Here is a 17441-nt window from a genome sequence, read left to right as displayed (position 1 = left end):
TGCCCGGCGGATATGAAACGAGGCCCGGTCATTCCGGGCCTCTCTTTTTCAGGCCTGTGCTGCCTGCCAAGCAGCGAAGCGTTGAGCGATCACCGGTGCCAGTCGGTCGAAGTTCTCCCAGGTATCGGCGACGTGGTACAGCGACGGGAGATCATCCGCGAGCAGCTCGATGTAATCGTCGGGGTACAGGCAATCATCGGCCTGGTAGTACTCCAGCGTGAATGCGTTCGCCTCGTCGTTGATCATCTCGTCAACGAACTTGCCATCGCACACCAGAAGGAACTGACCCGGTGTCATCGTGCGCCGGGTCAAGGCTTCCAGCTCGTCCTGCATGTCATCAGCCAGTTCCTCGTCCGCCATGCCCTGCAACAACAGCCAGGCCAGGTACATGCCAATGTGGGTGGCACCGGCCTCAGCCGGAAGATCCGAAGGGAAGTCACCCCCGGAATGCCAGCTGGCGTCGTCATACTTCATACGTCTTCCCTTTGAGATCAGCCCGCAGTTTAGGTTGCGAGGAAAGACAGCGGGAGCGTTGAATACGTCAACCGCGGGCATATCGTGCAGGCGTCACCCCCATCTCGCGCTTGAACACGGCGATGAAGGCACTGGGTGTGTCGTAGCCCATCGACAGCGCGACGCTGATCACCGGCTCGCCGGACAGCAGGCGTGGCAGTGCCAGCAGCACCCGCAGGCGTTGCCGCCACTGGCTTGGCGACAGGCCGGTCTCGGCCAGCCAATGGCGGGCGAGGCTGCGGCTGGACAGACCGCTGCTGGCGGCCCAGTCCTCGATGCTGCGGTTGTCGTGCGGTGCGCGCGCCAGTGCGGCGGCAAGTTTCTGCAGTCGCCGGTCGCGCGGTTGTGGCAGGGCAAGCGGCAGAGGCTTGCTGGCGGCAATCTCATCGGCGATCACACCGGCCAGTCGTGCCTGTGTGGCATCCAGTGGAACATGCGGCCACTGCAGCGCCCGAATCACCGCGGCCTGCAGCAGCGGCCCCGGCTGGAAGATGCGAGGGGCTGCAGGCAGGTCGGTGCAGGCCTGCGCGCTGAAGTACAGGCTCCAGCCGTCGAACGCACTGGTACTGGCCAGTGCGTGGGGCAGCGAAGGTGGTATCCAGGCGACATGACCCGCCGGCAGCAGCCAGTGCAGGTCGCCGACCTCGATCCGCAGCAGGCCCTGATGTGCACCCAGCAGCTGCCCGCGGGCGTGCTGGTGGCGTGCCGTGCGGCGTGGACCCGGCAGGCGCAGCTGCGCCCCCAGCAATGCAGGCCCGTCGGCGGCATTGGCCAGCGCCGGGTCAATCAATGCGGTGGTTGTCTGATCGGCCATATCAATTGGCAGTTATACGGCAGAAACGTCGCGTCCGGGCCCCGACACTGGAGCCCACTTCAACGGAGCGCTTCCCCATGCAGCCACAGGACATTCTTCCGGACCATCAGAACGAGGTGCAGGTAAATGGCCTCACCGTGCGCAAGGGCAGCGTGGGTGCTTTCCTGGCCAGCGTCCGCGACTGGCAGGATCCCGCCAGCGATGATGCCACCCGCGCCACTGCCGAAGCCGACCTGCGTGCGTTGCTGCCCGGCCTGCATGCGCTAGGCCTGTTCCAGGTGCTGGCTGCGCGCGATCCGGCGTTGCAGCGCCTGATTGATGGCGCTGCCTGAAACGGACAAGGCCCGGACGGACCGGGCCTTGGCGTCATGGAGGTGGCAGAAACGACTTAATCCCCTCCGTCCCCTTTTTTGCGGTCAGCCGCCCGGTGCGAATACCAGGGTGCGGCGGGTGGTGACCGGCGCGTTGACCGGCTCGAAGCGCCAGCGCTTGACCGCGTTCAGGGCTTCGCGGTCGAAGGTCCGTCCCGACGTCGCGCGCAGCACGCGGGCGCTGACCACTGAGCCGTCGGTACCGACGGTGATCTCCACCAGCACTTCGCCCGACGTTCCCGAACGCAGTGCCTCGGCCGGATAGCGCGGCGCCGGCGTGCTGACCGGGCGGAGGGTGGGAGCTGCCGCGGCGGCTGCCTGGCGTGCGGCGCTGGCCTGTTGGGCGGCGGCCTGCTGCTGTTTCTGTTCGGCATCGCGACGGGCCGCGGCCTGGCGCTCGGCCTCCTGGCGCTCGTTGTCGCGGCGTGCGGCATCCTGCTGCGCGGCAATCTGCTTGGCCGCATCGGCTTCCTTGGCGCGCTGCTCGGTCAGGCGCTGCTGTTCGGCCTGCTGCTTGGTCCGGTCTTCGGCGTCCTTCCTGGCCTTCTCGGCTTCGGTCTCGGTGCGCTTGGCCGCATTTTCCACGCCCTTGGCCAGGCCTTCCTTCAGGCGCGGCAGGGCGGGAGCGGAGGCGTCCACCTTCTCGATCAGTGCCACCAGGCGCTGCGCCTCGGTGTAGTCCTCGCGGCCCAGGTGCTGCTCGGCGGCGATCAGGGTGTAGGGCAGCAGGTCGGTCAGCGCGCTCTTCACCGACGCGTCGTCCGGTGTCTTGTCGCGCAGGGCGAGGTAGTACTCGATGGCGTTGTCGCCGGCCGGCGCGTACATGCGGTTCTCGCGCAGTGCCTGGCTGGCCGATTCACGCAGCTGTTCGGTGCCCATGGACTGCACCTTGGCGGCGACCACCGGTGCGGCCGGTGCAGCGGCGGCGGGTGCGGCGGCCGGGGCCGGTGCTGCAGATTCTTCCTTTCCCGAGCAGGCGGCCAGCGCCAGTGCCAAAGCAACCGGCAGCCACCGGCGCGCGGCGGTGATCGTTGAGACGTGCGACATCCTGCTCCCCTCTAGAAGACGACGTGACGTAAATCATTGATACGCATGGCCGGGACCTGTGGTCCGGGCGCGGAACGATGACGTTTCCCGACGCCACCGCCGGCAACGGCGAGGGTGCAATCTAGCATCCCGGCCACCGCCGCGTACAAGGGGCAGGGGCCGGGATGGGGCAGCGGCGAAGGACCGCTGCCGGTTGCCGCATCAGTGGTCGTGCGACTTGCTGTGGCTGTTGGACATCAGCTTGTCGGTCCAGGCAATACCGATCGCCGACAGGATGAACACGCAGTGGATGATGGTCTGCCACAGCACGCCGTCCTGGGTCAGCATCGAGCAGCGTGCGACACCGATGTTGGCGGCGGCCACGCTCATCTGCTCAGGCGTGCACAGTGGGATGCCACCCAGCGCGCCACTGGCGATGAAGGTCTTCAGCAGGTGGATCGAGGAGATGCCGATGATCGCCATTGCCAGCTTCACCTTCAGCACGCTGGCATTGACGTGGCTCAGCCATTCCGGCTGGTCCGGATGGCCTTCCAGGCGCAGGCGCGAGACGAAGGTCTCGTAGCCACCGACGATCACCATCACCAGCAGGTTGGAGATCATCACCACGTCGATCAGGCCCAGCACGATCAGCATGATCTGCTGTTCGCCCATCGAGGCCGAATGCGAGATCAGGTGCCACAGTTCCTTGCCGAACAGGAACACATAGACGCACTGCGCCACGATCAGGCCCAGGTACAGCGGCAGCTGCAGCCAGCGCGAGGCGAAGATCAGCGTGGACAGCGGGGAGAGCGGCGGGCGGTTTGCACTCATGCGGAGGATGCTGCGTTGCGGGGGAGAGGCGAGGTTACCGGCCCGTCGTGACGGTGCCAACCCAACTCTCGCACTAGACTTCAGGTTCCTTTCCGCACCCCGAGCCGCCGCCATGATCGACCTGTATTACTGGCCCACCCCGAACGGCCACAAAGTGACCCTGCTGCTGGAAGAAGCCGGCCTGGAGTACCGCATCCATCCGGTCAACATCGGCTCGGGCGACCAGTTCAAGCCGGAATTCCTTGCGATCTCGCCCAACAACAAGATGCCTGCGATTGTCGACCACGCCCCGGCCGATGGCGGCGCCCCGCAGAGCGTGTTCGAGTCCGGCGCGATCCTGCTGTATCTGGCCGAGAAGACCGGCCAGTTCCTGCCCAGCGACCCGCGCGGCCGCGTCATCACTCTGGAGTGGCTGTTCTGGCAGATGGCCGGCCTGGGTCCGATGAGCGGCCAGATGGGCCACTTCAACGTGTATGCGCCGGAAAAGATCCCCTACGCGATCGAGCGCTACGACAACGAAGTGCGCCGCCTGCACGGGGTGATGGACAAGCGCCTGGCCCAGCACGCCTTCCTGGCCGGGGACGCGTACACCATCGCCGACATGGCCAGCTACCCGTGGATCGGCGCCTACGACAAGCTGCCGGTGGATTTCGCCGCGTTCCCGAACCTCAAGCGCTGGCACGAAGCGATTGCTGCACGCCCGGCCACCCAGCGCGCCTATGCCCTGCGCCAGCAGGTGAACCCCAACGCCGGCAAGCCGCTCAGCGACGAAGAGCGCAAGCACCTGTTCGGCCAGCGTTGACCCGGAACGGTGGGTGCCGACCGTTGGTCGGCACGCCTCATGGGCAGAAGGTCATGCTGCCTTCCCGCACCGGCTTGGTTAGGATGGAGGCTGACCGCCCCGCGTCCATCGCGGTGGCGGACCTGCCGTTTGCCGGGATCCTCCATGCGCCACCTGTTCGCTTCGCTCGCCCTCATGCTCGCCACCAGTACCGCCGCCCACGCTGAAAAGCTGACCCTGGAAGCCATCACCGGCCCGCTGCCGCTTTCCGGCCCGACCCTGATGAAGCCGAAGGTCGCCCCCGATGGTTCGCAGGTCAGCTTCCTGCGCGGCAAGGACAGCGACCGCAACCAGCTGGACCTGTGGACCTATGACATCGGCAGCGGCCAGACCCGCCTGCTGGTGGATTCGAAGGTGGTGTTGCCCGGCACCGAGACCCTCAGCGACGAGGAAAAGGCCCGCCGCGAGCGCCAGCGCATCGCCGCGATGACCGGTATCGTCGATTACCAGTGGTCGCCGGACGCGCAGCGCCTGCTGTTCCCGTTGGGCGGTGAGCTGTACCTGTACGACCTCAAGCAGCAGGGCCAGGCCGCAGTGCGCCAGCTGACCCACGGTGAAGGATTCGCCACCGACGCCAAGCTGTCGCCCAAGGGCGGTTTCGTCAGCTTCATCCGCGGCCGCAACCTGTGGGTGATCGACCTGGCCAGCGGCAAGCAGCTGCAGCTCACCCGCGACGGCAGCACCACCATCGGCAACGGCGTGGCCGAGTTCGTCGCCGACGAGGAAATGGACCGCCACACCGGCTACTGGTGGGCGCCGGATGATTCGGCCATCGCCTTCGCGCGCATCGATGAAGCACCGGTGCCGGTGCAGAAGCGCTACGAGGTCTACGCCGACCGCACCGACGTGATCGAGCAGCGTTACCCGGCCGCGGGCGACGCCAACGTGCGCGTGCAGCTGGGCGTGATCGCACCGGCCGCCGATGCGCAGCCGCGCTGGGTCGACCTCGGCAAGGAACAGGACATCTATCTGGCCCGCGTCGATTGGCGCGATGCGCAGCACCTGAGCTTCCAGCGCCAGTCGCGCGACCAGAAGCAGCTGGACCTGGTGGAAGTGGCGCTCGATTCCAATCGCCAGCGCGTGCTCGCCCACGAGACCAGCCCGACCTGGGTGCCGTTGCACAACAGCCTGCGTTTCCTCGATGACGGCAGCGTGCTGTGGTCGTCCGAGCGCACCGGTTTCCAGCATCTGTACCGTATCGACAGCAAGGGCAAGGCCACCGCGTTGACCCACGGCAACTGGCCGGTGGACGAACTGCTGGCGGTCGATGAGAAGGCTGGCAAGGCCTACTTCCGCGCCGGCATCGAGAGCTCGCGCGAAAGCCAGATCTACGCGGTGTCGCTGCAGGGCGGTGAGCCGCAGCGCCTGTCCAAGGCACCGGGCATGCACAGCGCCAGCTTCGCCCGCAATGCCAGCGTCTATGTCGACAGCTGGTCCAACAGCACCACGCCGCCGCAGATCGAACTGTTCCGCGCCAACGGCGAGAAGATCGCCACCCTGCTCGAGAACGATCTGGCGGACCCGAAGCATCCGTATGCGCGTTACCGCGATGCACAGCGCCCGATCGAGTTCGGCACGCTGACCGCGGCCGACGGCAAGACCCCGCTCAATTACAGCCTGATCAAGCCGGCCGGCTTCGATCCGTCCAAGCGTTACCCGGTGGCGGTGTACGTCTACGGTGGCCCGGCCAGCCAGACCGTCACCGACAGCTGGCCCGGTCGTGGCGACCACCTGTTCAATCAGTACCTGGCCCAGCAGGGCTACGTGGTGTTCTCGCTGGACAACCGCGGCACCCCGCGCCGTGGCCGTGACTTCGGTGGCGCGTTGTACGGCAAGCAGGGCACGGTGGAAGTGACCGACCAGCTGCGCGGCGTGACCTGGCTGAAGCAGCAATCGTGGGTGGACCCGGCGCGCATCGGCGTGCAGGGCTGGTCCAACGGTGGCTACATGACCCTGATGCTGCTGGCCAAGGCCTCGAACCAGTACGCCTGTGGCGTGGCCGGTGCGCCGGTGACCGATTGGGGCCTGTACGACAGCCACTACACCGAACGCTACATGGACCTGCCGGCGCGCAACGAAGCGGGTTACCGCGAAGCGCGCGTGCTGACCCATATCGACGGCCTGCGTTCGCCGCTGCTGCTGATCCACGGCATGGCCGACGACAACGTCTTGTTCACCAATTCGACCAGCCTGATGAGCGCGTTGCAGAAGCGTGCACAGCCGTTCGAGCTGATGACCTACCCGGGTGCCAAGCATGGCCTGTCCGGCGCCGATGCCCTGCATCGCTACCGCGTGGCCGAAGCCTTCCTGGGACGTTGCCTGAAGCCTTGATTGCCAGCCGGGAAGGAGCCCGCCGATGACCCTGCCACCACCGATTCCCGCCCATCGACAGACGTCCGCCGGTTGGTGGTGCCGTCATTGGCGCTGGGCGATGCCGTTGACGGTGGTGCTGGTGCTGGGCGGCGCCGGTGGCGTGGTGACCTGGAGCGTGCTGCGCTGGAGCGAGGCGGCACGCGAGAGCCCGCCGATGCGCGAAGCGTTGCGCCGCGCGGGCTGCAGCATCGAACTGGTGGAAGCCTTTGGCGAGCCCCTGCATATCGAATCGATGCCGCTGGGCAGCATGCAGACCGCGATGAACGGCCAGCGCGACGTCGGCCTGACCGTTGCGCTGGAAGGACCGCATGCGCACGGCCGGCTGTTCGTGCAGGGCAGCCGTCGCGATGAAGTCTGGGATTACCCGGTGATGTATGTACTGGCCGAAGACAAGCAGACCTTCGACCTGACTGCACTGGATGACGACGAGGCTGCGGGGGAGTGCGAGCTGCAGGCCTGCCGTGAGCGTGGCGAATGCCCGCTGACCGCCGCGCTGTGACCGCAGGTCGCGCGGCCGGGTAAGGGCGGCCATGTAGAGTCGACTGTTAGTCGACTGCTCTCCACAAGACGCCTGAAAACCCCGCGCTGCGCGCGATAGTCGACTGACAGTCGACTCTACCCATCAGCCGCGCCGTGACCTCCAGCCGATTGTCGCCATCGCCGTGAGCGCGTAAGTTGCGGGCAACCCTTTGCTGGAGTGTCCCATGAAGCCGATTGCGCTCGCTGTTGCCCTGGCCCTGACCGCCGCCCCGTTGCTGTCCGCACCGCCGGCCCTGGCTGCACCCGCCGCCAAGGCCGCCACTCCTGCCAGCCCGGCCTGGGTGGCCCGCAGCAATGCACTGGCGCAGATCCTGCTTGATGCGCAGGGTCCGTTCCAGCCGGAGGAAACCGGCTTCTTCGGCGTTCCCGGCTATGACGACAAGGTGGCCGACCTCGGCCCGGACAACGGCAAGCGCTACCGCGCCGCGATGGCCAAGGCCCGCGACGAACTGAAGGCGAAGCTGGCCACCGAGCAGGATCCCAATGTCCGCCAGGACCTGGAGATCATGATCCACGCCGCCAGCCAGAACATCGAAGGCAGCGAGCTCAACGAGAAGTACCTGTTGCCGTGGAGCGATGCGCCGCAGACGGTGTTCAGCGGCCTCAACCTGCTGCTGTCCGACCAGGTGCCGGCCGAGCGCCGGGCCAAGGCGCTCGACCGCCTCAAGGCCTATGCCGGCCTGCAGCCCGGCGGCACCGCGTTCACCACGCTGGCGCGCCAGCGCTATGAAGAGCGCTTGAAGGACAGCAGCCTGCTGCAGCCGACGAAGGTCGAAGTGCAGCAGTCGCTGGACAACGTTGAGACCTACATCACCGGTATCGAGTCGCTGCTGAAGAAGTACCAGATCGCCGGTGCCGATGAAGCAATGAAGGCGCTGGCCGAGCAGATGAAGGACTACGCCGCCTGGACGCGCACGACCGTGCTGCCGAAGGCACGTGCCGACGCACGCCTGCCGGCGCCGCTGTACGCCTACCAGCTCAAGCAGGTCGGCATCGACATCGACCCGAAGCTGTTGATGCAGCGCGCGCAGCTGGAGTTCATGGAAACCCGATCGGCGATGCAGCAGCTGGCGCCGCTGGTGGCGAAGGACAAGGGCCTGAAGGTGGCCGACCCGAGCGACCCGGTGGCGGTGATCCGCGCGCTGAAGGCCGACAAGATCGCCGACGATCATCTGGAAGGCCACTACCGCAAGGTGATCGACGCGATCGATCCGCTGATCCGCGAGCACGCCATCGTCGACGTGCCCAAGCGTGCCATGCAGATGCGACTGGGTTCGGCCGCCGAGAGCGCCGCCAGCCCGGCGCCGCACTTCCTGCCGGCGCCGCTGGTCAACAACACCGGGCAGCAGGGCACCTTCGTGCTGCCGCTGGGCAATCCGGCCGCCGGTCCGGGTGCGCAGTACGACGACTTCAACTTCGGCGCGGCGGCGTGGACGCTGAGCGCGCATGAAGGCCGCCCCGGCCACGAGCTGCAGTTCACCGCCATGGTCGAGCGCGGCGTGTCGCTGGCACGCACGATGTTCGCGTTCAATTCGGTGAACGTGGAAGGTTGGGCGTTGTATGCCGAAGCCGAGATGGTGCCGTACGAGCCGCTGGACGGGCAGATGATCGCCCTGCAGTTCCGCCTGCTGCGGGCCGCGCGCGCGATGCTGGACCCGATGCTCAACCTTGGCCTGACCGATCGTGCCAACGGCGAGCGCGTGCTGATCGAGCAGGTCGGCCTGTCCAAGGCGATGGCCACCCAGGAACTGGACCGCTACATGGTGCGCATGCCAGGTCAGGCCGGCAGCTACTTCTACGGCTACACCCGCATCCTGGAACTGCGCATGCAGACCGAGCTGGCACTGGGCGCGAAGTTCGACCGCCTGGCGTTCAACAACTTCCTGCTCGACCAGGGCCTGCTGCCGCCGGACCAGCTGGCCGATGCGGTGAACAAGGTGTTCGTGCCGAAGTACAAGCGCTGAGCATCACCGGTAGTGCCGGCCACTGGCCGGCAAGCGCCGTTGGTAGATGCCGACCTTGGTCGGCGCTGTGGGTTTCGTGCCAACCAAGGTTGGCACCTACCAGAGCGATGCGTCGGTTATTGCAGGGGTAGTGCCGGCCGCTGGCCGGCATTTCCCTTGGGCGAAGAGGATTGCTGAGGTTGCCGGCCAGCGGCCGGCACTACCGGCGGTGACCCTCTCGGGTCACCGCTGCGGTTGCGGCGTAATCACCTGTGTCGGCAACCGCGCGGGCGGTGCCGGATTCGGCACCCAGATCGCGACGCCGGCGGCGCGCTTCTGCGTGGTCGGAATACCGATGCCGACGCCGCCACCGACGTGCGAGCCGAACGTGCCGGCGCCGACCGACATGCCTACCGGCGAGCCACTGCTGCCCACGCCCATCAACACCACGCCATTGGCGCCGAGCGCGGCGGCCTCGCGCTTCAGGCGTGCCACGGCGGCATCGGTCTGGCCCTGGGTGCCGAAGCCGACGGCGGACGCCGATTCCAGCTGGGCGATTTCCTGGGAACCGGCCGGTGGCGTCGAATAGATCTGCACCAGCGCCGGATCGATCGGTGCGCGGGCGCGGCCCAGCATCACCTTGGAGGTACTGGCACAGCCGGCGGCGACCAGCAGGATGGCCGCCAACGCGGCCCAACGGATGTTCATGGCACGACCCCTGTAGGACTGGTTGCGATCATCGGCGGGCCACTCTGAATCGGCGCCAACACCCGGGCCAGAGCACGCACGGCAGCACGCTAGCACGGCGGGGGTGACAGCCCCGCCAATGGCAGTAGGCGGCGGCAGCGGGAACGTCTATGGTTGGGGCAGGAACCAACTGCGGGAGAGCGGCATGGGTGTGATCAGTCTGTTGTGGGGCGTACTGGCGCTGTTGTGGATGATCCTGGCGCTGATTCCACTGCTGGGCTGGGGCAACTGGTTCCTGATCCCGTTCGCTGCGGTGGGCGCGGTCATCGCCGCGCTCGGCATCCTGTTCACCCACCCGAGCAAGCGTGGCCGGGCCTGGGCCGGGCTGGTGCTGAACGGCATCGTGGTGGTGGTGGGCATCCTCCGCCTCGGCCTAGGGGGCGGCGTGATCTGAGCCCACAGCCGGGTGCGACAGGGCGTCGCAGGCGCACGGTCCATGGCCGGGCAGGGGCGTACAATGAATGCCTGCGCGAGCCCCCCGCGTGCCTGTGAATCCGCGCCCGGCGCGGCTGCCCCATGATCATCCGACCCCGTCCCCACGGCTGGCAACTGCTTTACATCCTGCGCGGTTCGATCGTCAAAGCGATCGCGCCCAAGGTGCTGGCCATCCTGATCCTGTCCATTGCCGTGGCTGCGGTGGTGGAACTGGCGCCGCCCACCGGCATCGAACGCGTTTCCGTCACGCCGTTCACCCTGCTCGGCCTGGTCCTGTCGATCTTCCTCAGCTTCCGCAACAGCGCCTGCTACGAGCGCTGGTGGGAAGGCCGCAAGCTGTGGGGCCAGCTGGTCTACGAATCGCGCTCGCTGGCCCGCCAGGTGAACCTGCTGCTGGCCGATGACACCGGCCGCCGCCGCCGCATCGCCTACCTCACCACCGCCTTCGCCCATGCACTGGCCGGTCGCCTGCGCGGGCGCATCGTGGCGCTGATGGCCCTGCCGTGGCTGGACAAGCGCCAGCGCGAACAACTCGGGCTGCGCGAGAACGTGCCCGACGCGCTGCTCTCGATGATCGCTGCGGAACTGGCCCAGGCCCTGCGCGCCGGTGAACTCGACCCGATCCTCTACACCCAGCTGGAAGAGCGCCTGCACGCAATGTCGTCGATCCAGGCCGGCTGCGAGCGCATCCTCACCACGCCGCTGCCGTTCGCCTACACCCTGCTGCTGCACCGCTGCGCGTGGATGTTCTGCGTGCTGCTGCCGTTCGGCCTGGCCAGTTCGCTGGGCTGGGGCACGCCGGTGCTGTCGGCGGTGCTGGCCTATGCCTTCTTCGGCCTGGACCAGCTGGGCGAAGAAATGGAAGACCCGTTCGGCCTGGAGCCGAACGACCTGCCGCTGGACGCGCTGGTGCGCACGATCGAGATCGACCAGCTCGACGCGCTCGGCGAACGCCCATTGCCCGAACCCCTGCTGCCGCAGGGCTACCTGTTGCAATAGCCACTCCTCGGAGCCTGCCATGTCCCACCCGCTTTACCGCCCGCGCCGCATGCGCCATGACGAGTTCTCGCGCCGCCTGATGCGCGAGAACACGCTGACCACCGATGACCTGATCTACCCGGTGTTCGTGCACGAACTGGCCGGCCGCACCGCAGTACCGTCGATGCCGGGCGTGGAGCGGCTGTCGATCGAAGAGCTGCTGAAGGTGGCCGAAGAGGCGCTGGAGCTGGGCATTCCGGTGATCGACCTGTTCCCGGTGATCGACCCGTCGCTGAAGTCGCTGGACGCGTCGGCGGCGTGGGCCGAGGACGGCCTGGCGCAGCGTGCGATCCGTGCGCTGAAGTCGCGCTTCCCGGAACTGGGGGTGATGACCGACGTGGCGCTGGACCCGTACACCACCCACGGCCAGGACGGCATCATCGACGACAAGGGCTATGTGCTGAACGACATCACCGTCGAGGCGCTGGTCAAGCAGTCGGTATCGCACGCCGAAGCCGGTGTCGACATCGTTTCGCCCTCGGACATGATGGACGGCCGCATCGGCGCGATCCGTCGTGCGCTGGATGCCGACAACCACATCAATGTGCGCATCATGGCCTACTCGGCCAAGTACGCCTCGGCGTTCTACGGCCCGTTCCGTGATGCGGTGGGCAGCGCCGCCAGCCTCGGCAAGGCCGACAAGAAGACCTACCAGATGGACCCTGCCAACGGCGACGAGGCCCTGCGCGAGATCGCGCTGGACCTGGAAGAGGGTGCTGACATGGTGATGGTCAAGCCGGGCATGCCGTACCTGGACCTGGTGCGCCGGGTGAAGGAAAAATTCGGCGTGCCGACCTTCGCCTATCAGGTGAGTGGCGAGTACGCGATGATGAAGGCCGCCTTCGCCAACGGCTGGCTGGACGAGCGCGCCTGCGTGCTGGAGTCGCTGCTGGGCTTCAAGCGGGCCGGCGCCGATGGCGTGCTGACCTATTTCGCGCCGCAGGTGGCGCGATGGCTGCGCGAGCGCTGACAATAGCGCCACGATAGACGGAGGATTACGCGATGGGACCCGAACTGGGATGGATGCAATGGCTGATCTGGGGCATCGGTACGCTGGTGTTCGGCGCCATCATCGTCGGTGTCTTCATCGCGGCCTGGCGGGCCGGCAAGCGCCCGCCGGAGCAGCTCTCCGCCGCCCGCCATGTCGCCCGTGAGCAGGCCCTGCCGGACAGCGTGCAGGCCGAACTGGCCGCGTTGAACCAGCGCAAGGACAATGGCCAGCTGAGCGAGATCGAGTACGAGCAGCAGCGCGCCAAGGTGTTGTCGCGCTGACGGGTGGGTGCCAACCTTGGTTGGCACTTTCCCTCATGCCAACCAAGGTTGGCATCTACCAAGCGGCCATCCACGCACGGCGTGGATCTACCGCACGCACCTGGCGCCTCCATCGCCCGGGTAGCCGCCAACCTTGGTTGGCGTTTGCCGTCACCGTGCGCCCGGCACGCACCCCGCAACCGCCGCCACCTTCGGCGCGGCCAACCGGTACACATCCACGCCACCGGCACGCGGTGCCTTCGCCGCACTGCTGGCGACCAGCATCTCGCCGGGCTTGGCGTTGTCGATCACCGGCGCGCCGGTCCAGCCGCTGGCCTGGTTGAACGACAGCCCCAATGGCTGCAGCGCCGCACCGGTCCACGCACAGCCGCTGCTCCACACCTGCGTGGTCGTGCCGTTGCCGCGGCTGAACACCACGGCGCCGTCATGCCCCAGCCAGTCGCCGTCGGTCTCGTCGTCGGCGCTGTTCAACGCGCTCAGTGCGCTGGCCGGGCCACGCAGTCCCTGCGCATCCAGCGTCGCCACGAACAGGTCCCAGCCGGCGCCACGGCCCTGCTGGCGGGCAAACAACAGCTGCCTGCCATCCGCGCTCAGGGCCGGCCCGCGCTCTTCCCGGCGGCCCGCGTCGCCCGCCAGCGGCTGCGCGGTACCCAGCTGGCCATCGGGGGCCAGCGCGGCCCGATACAGCGCCAACGCGCCCTTGCGGCCGGCCGCGAACAGCAGCCAGCGGCCGTCGCGGCTGAAGTAGGGATCACGGACCTCACCGGCCACGCCTACCGGCAAGGCCTGCGCCTGCTGCCAGCGGCCGTCCACCACGCGCGCCTCCCACAGGCCCCAACCGGCCTCGCCACGGCGGGCGAAAACGATGCGCTGGCCATCGGCGCTGATCGTGGCGCGGCCCTCGTCGGCACGGGTCGAGACTACGCCCATGCCTTCGATGCCGTACTCGTTCAACGCCATCGCCACGGGGGCAGAGAGTAGACTGGCGGCAAGCACCAGCAGGGGCGGGGTGATGCGCATCATCCGGGTCCGTGCACGAAAGAGCATCAGTCTAGCCAGCTTGAGGATTCCATGACCGACCGTTACGCCGTCTTCGGACACCCCGTTGCCCACTCGAAGTCGCCGCAGATCCACGCGACGTTCGGTCGCCAGGAAGGCATCGCGGTGGATTACCGCGCGATCGACCTGGCCCCGGATGCGTTCCTGGCCGGCCTGGAAGCCTTCGCCGCCGACGGCGGTGTCGGTGCCAACGTCACCTCGCCGCACAAGGAAGCCGCGTTCTCGGTGTGCACCACGCTGACTGCACGTGCGCGCCGCGCCGGCTCGGTCAACACGCTGCTGCGCAAGGGCGACCGCTGGCATGGCGACACCACCGACGGCATCGGCCTGGTGCGTGACCTGACCGACCGCCATGGCCTGGACCTGCGTGGCCGCCGCATGCTGCTGATCGGTGCCGGCGGCTCCGCGCGCAGCGTCGCTCCGGCCTTCCTTGATGCCGGCATCACCGAGCTGGTGGTGGTCAACCGCACGCCGGAACGCGCCGATGAACTGATCGACGCGATGGGCGAACCGGGCCGCGCGATCAGCCGCTACTGGGAAGACCTGCGCGAGCTGGGCGACTTCGAACTGATCGTCAATGCCACCTCGGCCGGCCGCGACCGCGACGTCGAGTTCAAGCTGCCGTTGTCGCTGGTCAACTCGATGACCACCGCCGTCGACCTGAACTACGGCGAGGCCGCCATCGCCTTCCTGGCCTGGGCGCGCGCAGCGAACTGCCGCAATACCGTGGATGGCCTGGGCATGCTGGTCGAGCAGGCCGCCGAGAGCTTCCTGCAGTGGCACGGTGTGCGTCCGCAGACCGACGAGGTCTACCAGACGCTGCGGCAGGGCTCGGCCGTGCTGGCCGGCGAGGACTGATCGATGGACAACACGACCCTGATGGTGACGGTGCTGAGCATCGTGGGCGTGCGCCTGCCGGTGCTGATCGCACTGTGCGTGGGCCTGGTCTGGGTGGTCGGCGCACCGCGCGATGCCACCCGCACCGGCGCCCTGGTCGGCCTGGTGCTGTTGCTGCTGTCCAGCCTCGGCAGCATGGCCGCCGGCATCCTGCCGATGTGGTTGATCAACAGCGGCAACTTCGACGCCATCTCGGGCATGAGTGCCATCCTCGGCGTGCTGCACTTCGCGCTGGCGATGGTCGAGGCCATCGGCGTGGTGCTGCTGGTGTGGGCGCTGGTGCGCCTGCTGCGTACCCGCACGATCCCGGCATCCTGACCGGTAGCGCCGGGCCATGCCCGGCGTATCTGGCCCTTGGGTGGTCCGCCCATCGGACCGTGACCGCCGCCTGGCGTCGTCGCTGGCCCGTTCAGGGTGCCAGCGACGGTGAACGCGGCCGGCCATGCGACAATGACCGGCCTGATCCAGCCACGGTACTTCCCGGCGTGACCGAAACCGTCGCCGCTCCGCGCACGCTTGATGACACCTTGAAGGACGCGATCCGCAAGGCGTACACGACGCTGCAGGCCAATACCCCCGGCTTCTCCACCCGTCGCTCGCAGAGCCAGATGATCGGCGTGGTGTCGCGTGCGCTGTCGAAAAGCGGTGGCGTCGGCGTGGTCGAAGCGCCCACCGGCGTCGGCAAGAGCCTGGGCTACCTCACCGCAGGCGTACCGATCGCGCTGGCCAGCAAGAAGAAGCTGGTGATCAGCACCGGTACCGTGGCGCTGCAGTCGCAGCTGGTCGAGCGCGATATCCCGAACTTCCTCAAGGCCACAGGCCTGGAAGCGACCGTGGCGCTGGCCAAGGGCCGTACCCGTTACCTCTGCACGCGCAATGCCGCCGAGGCGCAGGGCGAGGGCTCGCAGGGCGGCATGTTCGAGGATGACGCGCCCTTGTTCGACCGGCCGCTGGCGCCGATCGAGATGGACATCGCCAAGCGCCTGACCGATGCCTTCACCGGCGGCAGCTGGGATGGCGACATCGACAACGCGCCGGAGACCATCAGCCCCGGCCTGCGCAGCCGCATCACCACGCCGGCCTCGGGCTGCGCCGGGCGCCGCTGTGCCTATTCGGCGCAGTGCGCGGTGCTGCGTTCGCGCAACACGGTGCGCGATGCACAGATCGTGGTCACCAACCACGCGCTGCTGCTGTCGGCACTGTCGATCGGTGACAGCGACAACGGCCAGCCATTGATCGCGCCGCCGTCGGACATGCTGCTGGTGCTGGACGAAGGCCATCACATCGGCAACGTGGCGATCGACCAGGGTGCGGCCAGCCTGGCGCTGGATGAGATGGCCAAGCGCACCGGTCGCCTGCAGATCCTGATCGCCGGCGCCTACCGCGCGGTCGACAAGGATCGGTTGGGCAACCTGCTGCCGAACGAAGCGATCGAAGTCGCCAGCAACGTGGCCAAGCAGCTGCGCGCGTTCCGTGACCACATCGAGCGGGTGTGGATGCCGGCACCGGCCGACGAAGAGCCGATGTGGCGCGCGGCCAATGGCCGCCTGCCCGAGGCCTGGCGCGAGCCGATCGAAGCGCTGGCCGACGACACCCGCAGCCTCTACAACTGGGCGCATGCCGCCACCGCGCAGGTGGCCAAGGGCAAGCCGGACGATGCCGCGCGTGAGCGCCTGCAGCGCAACCTGGGCATGGCGCTGGAGATGATCGAGCAGCAGTACAACCTGTGGCAGGCCTGGCGCCGCGAGGATAAGGACGGTGCGCCGCCGATGGCGCGCTGGGTCACCGCCACCCGCGACGGCGACCTCGTGCTGCACGGCTCACCGGTGTCGGCCGCGCACGTGCTGCGCAAGCTGCTGTGGGATGAAGTGGACTCGGTGGTGATGACCTCGGCGACGCTGACCGGCGGTGGCGACTTCCAGTCGCTGGCAATCGACAACGGCATTCCGGAAGAGGCCGAGATGGTCTCGCTGTCGTCGCCGTTCGACCTGCCCAACCAGGCCGAGCTGATCGTGCCGAAGTTCCCGGTCACGCCGGATGACCGCGAAGGGCACCCGCGCGAAGTGGCGCGCTACCTGGACACCGAACTGGACTGGGCCAAGGGCTCGATGGTGCTGTTCACCTCGCGCTGGAAGATGGAGAAGGTGGCCGGGCTGATGTCGGCCGCGCGCCGCAAGCAGGTGCTGGTGCAGGGCGAGATGTCCAAGACCCGGCTGATCGACGAGCACCTGCGGCGCGTGGCGGCAGGCGAGGGCTCGGTGCTGTTCGGGCTGAATTCGTTCGGCGAAGGCCTCGACCTGCCCGGCGAAGCCTGCACCACGGTGGTGATCACCCAGGTGCCGTTCGCAGTGCCGACCGATCCGCAGACCGCCACGCTCAGTGAATGGTTCGAGGGGCGCGGGCTCAACGCCTTCAACCTGATCGCGATTCCGCACGCGCTGCGCACGCTGACCCAGTTCGCCGGCCGCCTGATCCGCACCTCCACCGACACTGGCCGCGTGGTCATTCTTGATTCGCGGTTGCTGACCCGCCGCTACGGCAAGCGCATCATCGACGCGCTGCCGCCGTTCAAGCGCGTGATCGGCTGACCGGTAGTGCCGGCCGCTGGCCGGCAAAAAGGGGACGGAGGGAATTAAGTCGTTTATGGCAAAAACGACTTAATTCCCTCCGTCCCCTTTTTTGCGAGCACTGTACAGATGCCGGCCAGGGGCCGGCACTACCGCACGGGCTGACGATCGGAC

General features: G+C 67.6%; 18 protein-coding genes. 12 read left to right on the top strand and 6 right to left on the bottom strand.

Translation table 11 applies throughout. The features are described from left to right. Nucleotides 1–48: 48 nt before the first annotated feature. Both MG068_RS20085 and MG068_RS20080 read right to left on the bottom strand, forming a co-directional pair. Nucleotides 49–474: a DUF7832 domain-containing protein gene (locus MG068_RS20085; RefSeq protein WP_132810994.1), complete on the bottom strand. Its 426-nt coding sequence runs from the start codon at nt 472–474 to the stop codon at nt 49–51. 67 nt (nt 475–541) lie between these two features. Next, entirely contained in the window at nt 542–1327 is a 786-nt protein-coding gene (locus MG068_RS20080) for an AraC family transcriptional regulator (RefSeq protein WP_132810993.1), read from the bottom strand. Nucleotides 1328–1404: 77 nt separating this feature from the next. On the opposite strand from MG068_RS20080, the gene MG068_RS20075 reads away from it, so the two are divergent. Beyond that, nucleotides 1405–1659 carry a hypothetical protein gene (locus MG068_RS20075; RefSeq protein WP_132810992.1) on the top strand — a complete coding sequence of 85 codons (255 nt, stop codon included), beginning with the start codon at nt 1405–1407 and terminating at the stop codon, nt 1657–1659. Between the two features lie 84 nt (nt 1660–1743). Here MG068_RS20075 and MG068_RS20070 read toward each other — a convergent pair whose 3' ends face one another. Together MG068_RS20070 and MG068_RS20065 are read right to left on the bottom strand one after the other, a co-directional pair. Further along, a complete protein-coding gene (locus MG068_RS20070) occupies nt 1744–2745 on the bottom strand; it encodes an energy transducer TonB (protein WP_132810991.1) in 1002 nt (333 codons plus the stop codon). Between the two features lie 201 nt (nt 2746–2946). After that, the gene (locus MG068_RS20065) at nt 2947–3555 is read right to left on the bottom strand and encodes a TIGR00645 family protein (protein WP_071228550.1); all 609 of its coding nucleotides are present in this window, start codon (nt 3553–3555) and stop codon (nt 2947–2949) included. Between the two features lie 112 nt (nt 3556–3667). On the opposite strand from MG068_RS20065, the gene MG068_RS20060 reads away from it, so the two are divergent. The 4 genes from MG068_RS20060 to MG068_RS20045 all read left to right on the top strand — a co-directional run bounded on the left by MG068_RS20060 (nt 3668) and on the right by MG068_RS20045 (nt 9273). Then, nucleotides 3668–4357, top strand: a complete 690-nt coding sequence (locus tag MG068_RS20060; RefSeq protein ID WP_132810990.1) for a glutathione binding-like protein — start codon at nt 3668–3670, stop codon at nt 4355–4357. A gap of 144 nt (nt 4358–4501) precedes the next feature. Further along, nucleotides 4502–6727 carry a S9 family peptidase gene (locus MG068_RS20055; protein WP_132810989.1) on the top strand — a complete coding sequence of 742 codons (2226 nt, stop codon included), beginning with the start codon at nt 4502–4504 and terminating at the stop codon, nt 6725–6727. A gap of 25 nt (nt 6728–6752) precedes the next feature. Next, a complete protein-coding gene (locus tag MG068_RS20050) occupies nt 6753–7268 on the top strand; it encodes a cytochrome c oxidase assembly factor Coa1 family protein (protein WP_032129126.1) in 516 nt (171 codons plus the stop codon). A gap of 205 nt (nt 7269–7473) precedes the next feature. Further along, nucleotides 7474–9273: a DUF885 domain-containing protein gene (locus MG068_RS20045; protein ID WP_132810988.1), complete on the top strand. Its 1800-nt coding sequence runs from the start codon at nt 7474–7476 to the stop codon at nt 9271–9273. A 222-nt stretch (nt 9274–9495) separates the two neighbouring features. On the opposite strand, the gene MG068_RS20040 is transcribed toward MG068_RS20045, so the two are convergent. After that, complete coding sequence (locus MG068_RS20040; RefSeq protein WP_014038879.1) at nt 9496–9960, bottom strand: hypothetical protein; 465 nt, start codon at nt 9958–9960, stop codon at nt 9496–9498. Nucleotides 9961–10144: 184 nt separating this feature from the next. Between MG068_RS20040 and MG068_RS20035 the strand changes: the two genes are divergently transcribed. From MG068_RS20035 to MG068_RS20020, 4 genes are all read left to right on the top strand, one after another. Continuing rightward, entirely contained in the window at nt 10145–10393 is a 249-nt protein-coding gene (locus MG068_RS20035; protein WP_006475755.1) for a hypothetical protein, read from the top strand. A gap of 122 nt (nt 10394–10515) precedes the next feature. Continuing rightward, nucleotides 10516–11433, top strand: a complete 918-nt coding sequence (locus tag MG068_RS20030) for a bestrophin family protein (RefSeq protein ID WP_132810987.1) — start codon at nt 10516–10518, stop codon at nt 11431–11433. A 19-nt stretch (nt 11434–11452) separates the two neighbouring features. Then, nucleotides 11453–12442 carry a porphobilinogen synthase gene (gene hemB / locus MG068_RS20025; protein WP_032129123.1) on the top strand — a complete coding sequence of 330 codons (990 nt, stop codon included), beginning with the start codon at nt 11453–11455 and terminating at the stop codon, nt 12440–12442. 32 nt (nt 12443–12474) lie between these two features. Further along, nucleotides 12475–12744 (top strand): hypothetical protein, encoded by a 270-nt coding sequence (locus MG068_RS20020; RefSeq protein WP_049400875.1) that lies wholly within the window; start codon nt 12475–12477, stop codon nt 12742–12744. Between the two features lie 150 nt (nt 12745–12894). Here the strand turns inward: MG068_RS20020 and MG068_RS20015 are convergent, their stop codons facing one another. Further along, complete coding sequence (locus MG068_RS20015) at nt 12895–13767, bottom strand: TolB family protein (RefSeq protein WP_107431524.1); 873 nt, start codon at nt 13765–13767, stop codon at nt 12895–12897. A 48-nt stretch (nt 13768–13815) separates the two neighbouring features. Between MG068_RS20015 and aroE the strand changes: the two genes are divergently transcribed. The 3 genes from aroE (at nt 13816) to dinG (ending at nt 17288) form a co-directional block, all read left to right on the top strand. Then, nucleotides 13816–14661, top strand: a complete 846-nt coding sequence (gene aroE, locus MG068_RS20010) for a shikimate dehydrogenase (RefSeq protein WP_071228545.1) — start codon at nt 13816–13818, stop codon at nt 14659–14661. Between the two features lie 3 nt (nt 14662–14664). Continuing rightward, complete coding sequence (locus MG068_RS20005) at nt 14665–15018, top strand: hypothetical protein (protein ID WP_049400872.1); 354 nt, start codon at nt 14665–14667, stop codon at nt 15016–15018. A gap of 167 nt (nt 15019–15185) precedes the next feature. Beyond that, entirely contained in the window at nt 15186–17288 is a 2103-nt protein-coding gene (gene dinG / locus MG068_RS20000; RefSeq protein WP_014038872.1) for an ATP-dependent DNA helicase DinG, read from the top strand. Nucleotides 17289–17441 lie beyond the last annotated feature (153 nt).

It is taken from the genome of Stenotrophomonas sp. ASS1, assembly GCF_004346925.1.
In the GTDB taxonomy this organism is placed as follows: domain Bacteria; phylum Pseudomonadota; class Gammaproteobacteria; order Xanthomonadales; family Xanthomonadaceae; genus Stenotrophomonas; species Stenotrophomonas maltophilia_A.
The sequence above is the reverse complement of the archived record's forward strand: the minus strand, read 5'-3'. Positions and strand labels throughout refer to the sequence as shown.

What these genes read in the sequence shown, in the direction of transcription:
- MG068_RS20085 (WP_132810994.1), bottom strand. Translation starts at nt 474, where the DNA reads ATGAAGTATGACGACGCCAGCTGGCATTCCGGGGGTGACTTCCCTTCG.
- MG068_RS20080 (WP_132810993.1), bottom strand. Translation starts at nt 1,327, where the DNA reads ATGGCCGATCAGACAACCACCGCATTGATTGACCCGGCGCTGGCCAAT.
- MG068_RS20075 (WP_132810992.1), top strand. Translation starts at nt 1,405, where the DNA reads ATGCAGCCACAGGACATTCTTCCGGACCATCAGAACGAGGTGCAGGTA.
- MG068_RS20070 (WP_132810991.1), bottom strand. Translation starts at nt 2,745, where the DNA reads ATGTCGCACGTCTCAACGATCACCGCCGCGCGCCGGTGGCTGCCGGTT.
- MG068_RS20065 (WP_071228550.1), bottom strand. Translation starts at nt 3,555, where the DNA reads ATGAGTGCAAACCGCCCGCCGCTCTCCCCGCTGTCCACGCTGATCTTC.
- MG068_RS20060 (WP_132810990.1), top strand. Translation starts at nt 3,668, where the DNA reads ATGATCGACCTGTATTACTGGCCCACCCCGAACGGCCACAAAGTGACC.
- MG068_RS20055 (WP_132810989.1), top strand. Translation starts at nt 4,502, where the DNA reads ATGCGCCACCTGTTCGCTTCGCTCGCCCTCATGCTCGCCACCAGTACC.
- MG068_RS20050 (WP_032129126.1), top strand. Translation starts at nt 6,753, where the DNA reads ATGACCCTGCCACCACCGATTCCCGCCCATCGACAGACGTCCGCCGGT.
- MG068_RS20045 (WP_132810988.1), top strand. Translation starts at nt 7,474, where the DNA reads ATGAAGCCGATTGCGCTCGCTGTTGCCCTGGCCCTGACCGCCGCCCCG.
- MG068_RS20040 (WP_014038879.1), bottom strand. Translation starts at nt 9,960, where the DNA reads ATGAACATCCGTTGGGCCGCGTTGGCGGCCATCCTGCTGGTCGCCGCC.
- MG068_RS20035 (WP_006475755.1), top strand. Translation starts at nt 10,145, where the DNA reads ATGGGTGTGATCAGTCTGTTGTGGGGCGTACTGGCGCTGTTGTGGATG.
- MG068_RS20030 (WP_132810987.1), top strand. Translation starts at nt 10,516, where the DNA reads ATGATCATCCGACCCCGTCCCCACGGCTGGCAACTGCTTTACATCCTG.
- hemB (WP_032129123.1), top strand. Translation starts at nt 11,453, where the DNA reads ATGTCCCACCCGCTTTACCGCCCGCGCCGCATGCGCCATGACGAGTTC.
- MG068_RS20020 (WP_049400875.1), top strand. Translation starts at nt 12,475, where the DNA reads ATGGGACCCGAACTGGGATGGATGCAATGGCTGATCTGGGGCATCGGT.
- MG068_RS20015 (WP_107431524.1), bottom strand. Translation starts at nt 13,767, where the DNA reads ATGATGCGCATCACCCCGCCCCTGCTGGTGCTTGCCGCCAGTCTACTC.
- aroE (WP_071228545.1), top strand. Translation starts at nt 13,816, where the DNA reads ATGACCGACCGTTACGCCGTCTTCGGACACCCCGTTGCCCACTCGAAG.
- MG068_RS20005 (WP_049400872.1), top strand. Translation starts at nt 14,665, where the DNA reads ATGGACAACACGACCCTGATGGTGACGGTGCTGAGCATCGTGGGCGTG.